We start from the raw sequence: 6507 nt of genomic DNA on the forward strand, positions 1-6507 counted from the left end.
CAAACGGCGGGAGAGGACATCGAAGACCCGCTCTCCGGGGGTGGGGGTTGGGGGGGGCGGGGATGGCGTCCCCACCCGCCGCGCGGGCGGCGCCGCCGGGGCGATGGACTCGGCGCTCAGCCGCGATTCGGGAACGGCGTCGCCACACTGCGGGCACCGGCAGGGCGGAAAGTTCCGCCGCAGGATGAGGCTTTCACCAGATTGGCCGTTCGTCATATCTATGCCCTTCCGCAGACACGGGCGCACACCTTGTGCTTCATTACTGGATAGCTCCTCTCTGTCGCTAACTCCTCACCAAGAGTGGCCAATCGCGGTTGGCATCGGAAGAGCTTGACTTTGACAGCCAACGTTGTGGAATGGCGTGATCACCGTGGCGCAGCAGGAAATTGACCAGACCCCATCCCCGAACAAGGCCATCGGCGCCCAACTGCGCCGGTTCCGCAAGGCGAGGGGCCTCACCCAGATCGAACTCGGAGAACTGATCAACTACAGCGACTCGCTCATCTCCCTGATCGAGACGGGCGCACGCCCCGCGCCGCTGAACCTCCTCCGACGGGCCGATAAGGTGCTCGACACCTGCGGAGCGCTTGAACTCCTGTACTGGAGCACGAAGAGCAGCACTCTGATCGGCGGGTTCCTCGCCTACATCGAGCACGAGAGCAAAGCCACCGCGTTCAAGATCTTCGAACTGAACGTCATCCCCGGGCTGCTCCAGACGCGGAACTACGCCTCCGCGCTCATCGACGCCGCAGCCCGACGAGGCGAAATCCCCCAGGACAAGGTCAGCGAGCGCCTGAATGTCCGTATGGCACGGCAAGCTGTGCTGTACAAGGAACCCGCCCCCTCGATCCAGGTCGTGATGGAGGAGAGCTGCCTGAGGCCCGTTGGCGGCCCCTTCGTCATGGCCGAGCAGCTTCGTCGACTGGAGAGCGTGGCCAGCCTTCCGAATGTCATGCTGCAGATCGCGCCGTCCAGCCTCGGTGAAAACCTCCCAACGACCTGGCCGTTCATGCTCCTGACCTCCAAGGAGGGGGCATGGATGGCCTACCTCGAAACCATCCAACGGGGCTACGTCGAGCGCGATGACGAGAACGAGATCCGCTCCCTCGCAAGGACTTACGATTGGCTCCAGGCCCAAGCACTCTCATGTGCGGACTCGCTGAGTCTCATCCGCACCCGTCTCAAGGAGTTCGACGCCATGTTCCCCATCACGGCCGCCAAGCCCGCTTCCTGGCTGAAGTCCTCGTACAGCAACGGCGGCGGCAACTGCATCGAGGTCGCACCGGGCCTCCCTGGCATCCTCCCCGTCCGCGACAGCAAGGACCCCCACGGCCCGCAGCTCGCCTTCGGGACGGACGCCTGGCAGTCCTTCATCACCGGCGTCAAGGCGGGCGATTTCGACGCCAACTGACTGACTCTCATTTACGAAACAAGGGGAACGCCTTGCGGCCAGTCCTTCCAGAACGACCGCAACATCGTCGTGACCTACGCGGGCTCGCCGACCTACCAGTTCCCGGGCACCCTGTACCAGGCCCAGCAGCTCTGCATGCAGACCAACAGCAACCTGGTCGCGCACGACACCGCGAACCAGGCCATCTGGAGCATGGACGGCCAGAGCGGCGGCCACTACTACCCCGGCGACATCCTGGCCGTGCAGACCGACGGCAACGTGGTCGTCTACTCGAACTACGGCAACGGCCCGGCGCTCTGGTCGACCCACACCAACCGCTAACCGTCAGGGGCTACGGGGCGGCGAGAGCAGCGCTCCGGTACCAGGACCACTGAGGCGCCAGGGATTCCCCCTGGCGCCTCAGTGCTTCCCAGCCCTTCCGGCTGCCGTCGGGGCCGGTCCAAAACCCCTTGGACGGCACCGGGACCGGCTTGCTGAAATGGGAGACGGCCGCTGTTGGAGTCGAAGGGATGCGGTGATGACCGAGATCAGACTGCACCTTTCGGTACGCGGCCTCACCGACGCCGACCTGCCGTCCTGCGGCTGGGCCGGCTCCCCCAAGCACGTGCGCGAGCTCGTCCACCAGATCCGCCGCGCCGAGGCGGGCGAGATCGACTACCTGGCGGTCTGCACACCGGTCGGGCTCCCGGTGGCGGTCGGCGGCATCGACTACACCGTCAAGCCCGACACCGGCACGCTCTGGCAACTCAGCGTCCACCCGGCCCTGCAGTCCTGCGGGATCGGCACGCTGTTGATCCGCTCCGCCGAGCAGCGGATCCGCGCCCGGGGCCTGACCCGCGCCGAACTCGGCGTCGAGGAGAGCAACCCGCGCGCCCGTGCCCTCTACGAACGCCTGGGCTACCGGGCCTTCAGCCGCGAGCTCGACTCCTGGGACGTGGAGGCCGAGGACGGCTCGCTCCAGCGGTACGAGACGATGTGCACGCTGATGCGCAAGGACCTGGCGTGACGTTGGACTTCGCGGCGTTCGTCGCCGATGCGACGGCCGACCCGGCCGTCGTCGGGCTCGTCCTCAAGGGCTCCCGGGCCCACGACGGCATGACCACCCGTCACTCCGACCACGACCTCTACGTCATCCTCGCCGACGACGCGGCGAGCGAGCTTGCCGCGCTCGACGGTTACCGCTCCGCGCGCCTCGACCTGGTCGTCACCACCCTCGAACGGTTCCGCCGGCCCGCCGACTGGGAGCGGTACGCCATCGCCCGCTCCCGGGTACTGGTCGACCGCCGCGACGGGGAGGTCACCCGGATCGTCGCCGCGATGGGGCGGCTCGGCGCCGAGGAGGCCTTCCGGTGCAGCGCCGCCCTGCTGGACGCCTACGCCAACTCGCTCTACCGCTCGGTCAAGAACCACCGCGACGGCAACCGGCTCGCCGGCCACCTCGACGCGGCCGCCAGTGTCGGATTCCTCCTCGATCTGCTCTTCGCCCTGGACCGCCGACCGCGCCCCTACAACAAGTACCTGGCCTGGGAGCTGGACCGGTTCCCGCTGCCCGGCTGGGAGAGCGCCCCGCTGCTGGACACCGTCGCCCGGATCACCGCGACCGGCGAAGTGGCGCCGCAGCAGCGGCTCTTCGCCCGGGTCGAGGCGGCTGCCCGGGCCGCCGGCCACGCGGCGGTGCTGGACGCCTGGGGCGAGGACCTGCTACTGATGCGGCCCGACCCGGGCTCCCCTTCGGTGCGGGGAACGCGTCGGCGATCCTCTTGGGGCCCTCCGGACAATCGGTGAACGGCGCGCTCAGTGGCCTTCCTGGACCGGGAACGGGCCGGTCCCCCAGTGCAGGCGGGCCGGCCCGCCGCTCGGCCGGTCGCTGTGCAGGTGGCGGCGGCCCTCGCCGAGCGGGCCGAGGTCGAGGGGAGGCAGGGTGCCGTTCGTCAGGGCGGCGGCCTCCGCGTCGGTGAGCGGCAGGACGGTGACGTAGGAGGCGTCGTCGCCGCCGGACCAGTCGGTGAACTCGGTCCGGATCCAGGCGAGCCGCTGCCCGCAGGCCAGGCAGCGCCGGACCGAGACGGCGAAGTGCGAGTCGGCCACCACCGCCGTCTCGTGCGCGAAGCCCTCGCGCTGACGCCCCCACACCTGCCGCGCGTCCTCGCCGTAGCAGGCCGCGCAGCCGAACTCCGTGCCCGGCTCGTCCCTCATCAGGCGGTTTCCAGGCGCACGGCGGGCAGTTCGCCGTCCAGCACCGCAGTGCGCGGCAGGGGCCAACTCAGGGTGTCCGTCATGGTGATCATCATGACGTACGGGCGCTGCGCCCTACGCCGGGCGGGTCACCCCGATCTGCAGCAGCGCCGGCGTCCGGCGGCGCGGCATGCCCCGGTACGGGCAGTGCACCGCGTCCTCGTCGCCGGCCGCCCAGCCCCGCACCCACGGCGCCAGCGCGCTGTCGTCGATCCGCAGGGTGCCGTCCGGCAGCAGCCGGCCGATGGTGTTGGAGGGGTCGGAGAGCGCCACCGTGCACTTGGCGACGGTGCCGTCGGCCCGGATCACCAGGGAGTTGGGGCGCGCGGCGTAGCAGACCTCCAGGCCGTCGGCGCGGCGCGCCGGACGGCCTTCGTACGCGATGGCGGTGAGCTCGTCCACGGTGTGGCGGCGGGCCTGCGACGAGAGGATCTCCATCTCCGCGTCGTTGGGCCCGCCCATCCGCTCCACCGGCTTGAGACGGAGCGTGAACCGCTCGTCCCGCAGGAAGGTGTCGCGCAGGTGCGCGATGAACTCCGGCATCAGCGGCAGGTTGGCGGGGGTGAGGTGGACCCGCAGCAGCACGCCGACCGACAGGCCGCTGTCCCTGATGGCCAGCAGGTTGCGCCAGATCCGGTCGAACGAACCGCGGCCGTCCGCCCGGAGCCTGGTGGTGTCGTGCACGGCGGCGGGGCCGTCCAGGGAGATCTGGTACTGCCGGACGCCTAGCGCCGCGAGGTCGCGGGCGGCCTCGGCGTCGAGCAGGTAGCCGTTGGTGGTCATGTCGGCGTGGAACGCGAAGCCGTCCGGGCCGGCGGCCGACTCCGCGGCGTGGGCCGAGACCTCCTCGACGATGCCGCGCGCCAGCATCGGTTCGCCGCCGAACCAGGAGATGTCCAGGCGCCGCAGACCCGCCGCGCGCCGGTCGATCAGCCGCTTGAGGGCGCCGACCGCGGCCTCGCCCATCCTCCCGACGGTGAAGTCCTCGTAGCAGTAGGTGCAGCGGAAGTTGCACTGCTCGGTGGGGAGGACGATCAGGTGCAGGGTCTCGTTCGTCAGGGACGCCGCGAGCTGCTCCTGGAACGCCGGGGAGGTGCTCGGCCCCGTACCGGGCGCGGTGAGGGTCTGGGTCATGTCCGTAACTCTCCTGGGCCGCGGCCGTCCGGTTACTGCGCCAGCTCGCGGCCGCAGCCAGCGACCAAGTTGAGGGAGCAGTGGTCGTTGACGATGCCTCCGCCGGTGCTCCCCGGCGGGTCGATCGGGATGTTGCCGTCCGAGGGTACGAACGCTCGGGCCAGCTCGGGTGAGACGACGACGATGCGGCCTTGCTCGTCCAGTCTGACGTCGACGCCGCGCTGCGGAGTGCTCATGGCGACTCTCCTTGCGGAAGATGGTGCGGAGAACGCGCGAGGGCAGGGGCCCTCGCCGTGCCGACGACTCTTCCGCACACCATCGACCTCTGCCACTCCAGGCGGGCCGCCCGGACGACGGTCTCTGATCCGCTCGGACGACGGACCGCTACCCCGCCCGCGCGACCTCCGGGTTGTCGAGCAGCAGGTCGCGCCCGACCTCGCTGAGCGCGTGCCGGACCTGTTTGCCCTCCCGCTGGGTGGTGATCAGCCCGGCGGCTCGCAGGGCGGCGGCGTGCGCGGAGGCGGAGGGCGGGGTAATGCCGAGCAGTCGGGCGAGTTCGGTGGTGGAGCAGGGGCCGCCCTCGATGGCGCGCAGGGCGCGGGCCCGGGCGGGGCCGAGGACGGCGGCGAGGCCGTCGGCGGCCGCGGGCGAGGGCTTCGCCGCGGCGGCGCCCCGGGAGGCGAGCGGGTAGACCAGCAGGCTCTGGCGGCCTTCGGCCAGCAGCAGGCCGATCCCGTTCTGCACGAAGTAGTTGGGGCGCAGCTCCAGTCCGCGGCCGCCCAGGGCGAAGTCGCCGGAGAGGTCGCCGAGGGCGCACTCCAGCACCCCTTCGTCGCGCCAGCGCGCGTTCCGGTGCAGCGAGTCGAGCATCGCGCCGGCGCCGGAGCGGGCCGTGGTGCGGGCACGGTCGGCGATGTCGGCCTCCAGCTGGCGGCGGATCTCGGGCCAGTGGGGGGCGAGGCAGCTGCGGAACAGGGCCCAGGCGCCGTCGGTGATCCGGCGCAGGCCGCGGGTGCCGTCGTCCCGCAACCGGGCCAGCGCGGCCGGAAGTTCGGCCTCGCTGCCGTACATCGCGAGGTCCTGCTCGAAGGTCTGCTGCGGGACGGCGAGGACCGCGTCGAGTTCGTCGGTGAGCTGACGGCGGACGGCGTCGAGGTCCGCGCCCATGAAGTTGGGGACCCCGGCGGTGCTGGCGTTGACCAGGTCGAGGAAGGGGGCGGCGCGGTGCGGGACGTGGCGCCTGATCTCGCGCCACCAGCGGTCGCGCCGCAGCCCGAGGCACTCGTGGACGCCGCTCTGGGCGGTGCCGGTCAGCAGGTGGTCGAGCGGTGAGACGGCGAAGCGGGTGTTGGCGAGGTCCGCGACCCCGAACCTGAGTGCGAGCACGAACCCTCCCCGGCTCTCCGTACCGCCCTGACCTGGCGCTTTTTTGACCTTTAGGCCCAGAGGCTAATGCATGGCCGCCCGGCCGCCGAGGTTGGCATCCTTCCCGGGGTCGACGCCCGGGGCCCCCACCACGAGGGGAGTGGGGGCCCCGGGCGGGTGTCGTCGGCACCGCTCCTCTTCTCTTCGGGCGCTGTTCGATATACGGTGCAAAACGCTTGTTACGTACCAGGCAGGTCAGCGTAGCTGTCCTGCGCCATCGAAGTTTGATCTTTGCCAGCGAAGCTTGATCATTAGTAAGTTCATGCCATCGAAGTTTGATCGGTTTTGACGGCTGATGATCA

8 protein-coding genes are annotated in these 6507 nt (G+C 70.4%); 4 read left to right on the top strand and 4 right to left on the bottom strand.

Translation table 11 applies throughout. The features are described 5' to 3' along the window. Positions 1-361: 361 nt before the first annotated feature. The 4 genes from ACFQ87_RS21520 to ACFQ87_RS21535 all read left to right on the top strand — a co-directional run bounded on the left by ACFQ87_RS21520 (position 362) and on the right by ACFQ87_RS21535 (position 3196). On the top strand, positions 362-1411 hold the full coding sequence (locus ACFQ87_RS21520) for a Scr1 family TA system antitoxin-like transcriptional regulator (RefSeq protein WP_380612397.1): 1050 nt from the start codon (positions 362-364) through the stop codon (positions 1409-1411). 69 nt (positions 1412-1480) lie between these two features. Continuing rightward, the gene (locus tag ACFQ87_RS21525) at positions 1481-1732 is read left to right on the top strand and encodes a hypothetical protein (RefSeq protein WP_380612398.1); all 252 of its coding nucleotides are present in this window, start codon (positions 1481-1483) and stop codon (positions 1730-1732) included. A gap of 70 nt (positions 1733-1802) precedes the next feature. Continuing rightward, positions 1803-2417, top strand: coding sequence for a GNAT family N-acetyltransferase (locus ACFQ87_RS21530; protein ID WP_380612407.1), 615 nt, complete (start codon positions 1803-1805; stop codon positions 2415-2417). Next, positions 2414-3196, top strand: coding sequence for a hypothetical protein (locus ACFQ87_RS21535; RefSeq protein WP_380612399.1), 783 nt, complete (start codon positions 2414-2416; stop codon positions 3194-3196). Before ACFQ87_RS21530 ends, ACFQ87_RS21535 begins: the two co-directional genes overlap by 4 nt. Before the next feature lie 9 nt (positions 3197-3205). Here the strand turns inward: ACFQ87_RS21535 and ACFQ87_RS21540 are convergent, their stop codons facing one another. From ACFQ87_RS21540 to ACFQ87_RS21555, 4 genes are all read right to left on the bottom strand, one after another. Further along, positions 3206-3607 carry a hypothetical protein gene (locus ACFQ87_RS21540; protein WP_380612400.1) on the bottom strand — a complete coding sequence of 134 codons (402 nt, stop codon included), beginning with the start codon at positions 3605-3607 and terminating at the stop codon, positions 3206-3208. 114 nt (positions 3608-3721) lie between these two features. Then, complete coding sequence (locus ACFQ87_RS21545; RefSeq protein WP_380612401.1) at positions 3722-4780, bottom strand: radical SAM protein; 1059 nt, start codon at positions 4778-4780, stop codon at positions 3722-3724. A gap of 32 nt (positions 4781-4812) precedes the next feature. Continuing rightward, a complete protein-coding gene (locus ACFQ87_RS21550; RefSeq protein WP_380612402.1) occupies positions 4813-5016 on the bottom strand; it encodes a hypothetical protein in 204 nt (67 codons plus the stop codon). A gap of 148 nt (positions 5017-5164) precedes the next feature. Further along, the gene (locus tag ACFQ87_RS21555) at positions 5165-6166 is read right to left on the bottom strand and encodes a MarR family transcriptional regulator (protein ID WP_380612403.1); all 1002 of its coding nucleotides are present in this window, start codon (positions 6164-6166) and stop codon (positions 5165-5167) included. Positions 6167-6507: the final 341 nt, after the last annotated feature.

This window comes from Kitasatospora sp. NPDC056531, assembly GCF_042794375.1.
GTDB lineage: Bacteria > Actinomycetota > Actinomycetes > Streptomycetales > Streptomycetaceae > Kitasatospora.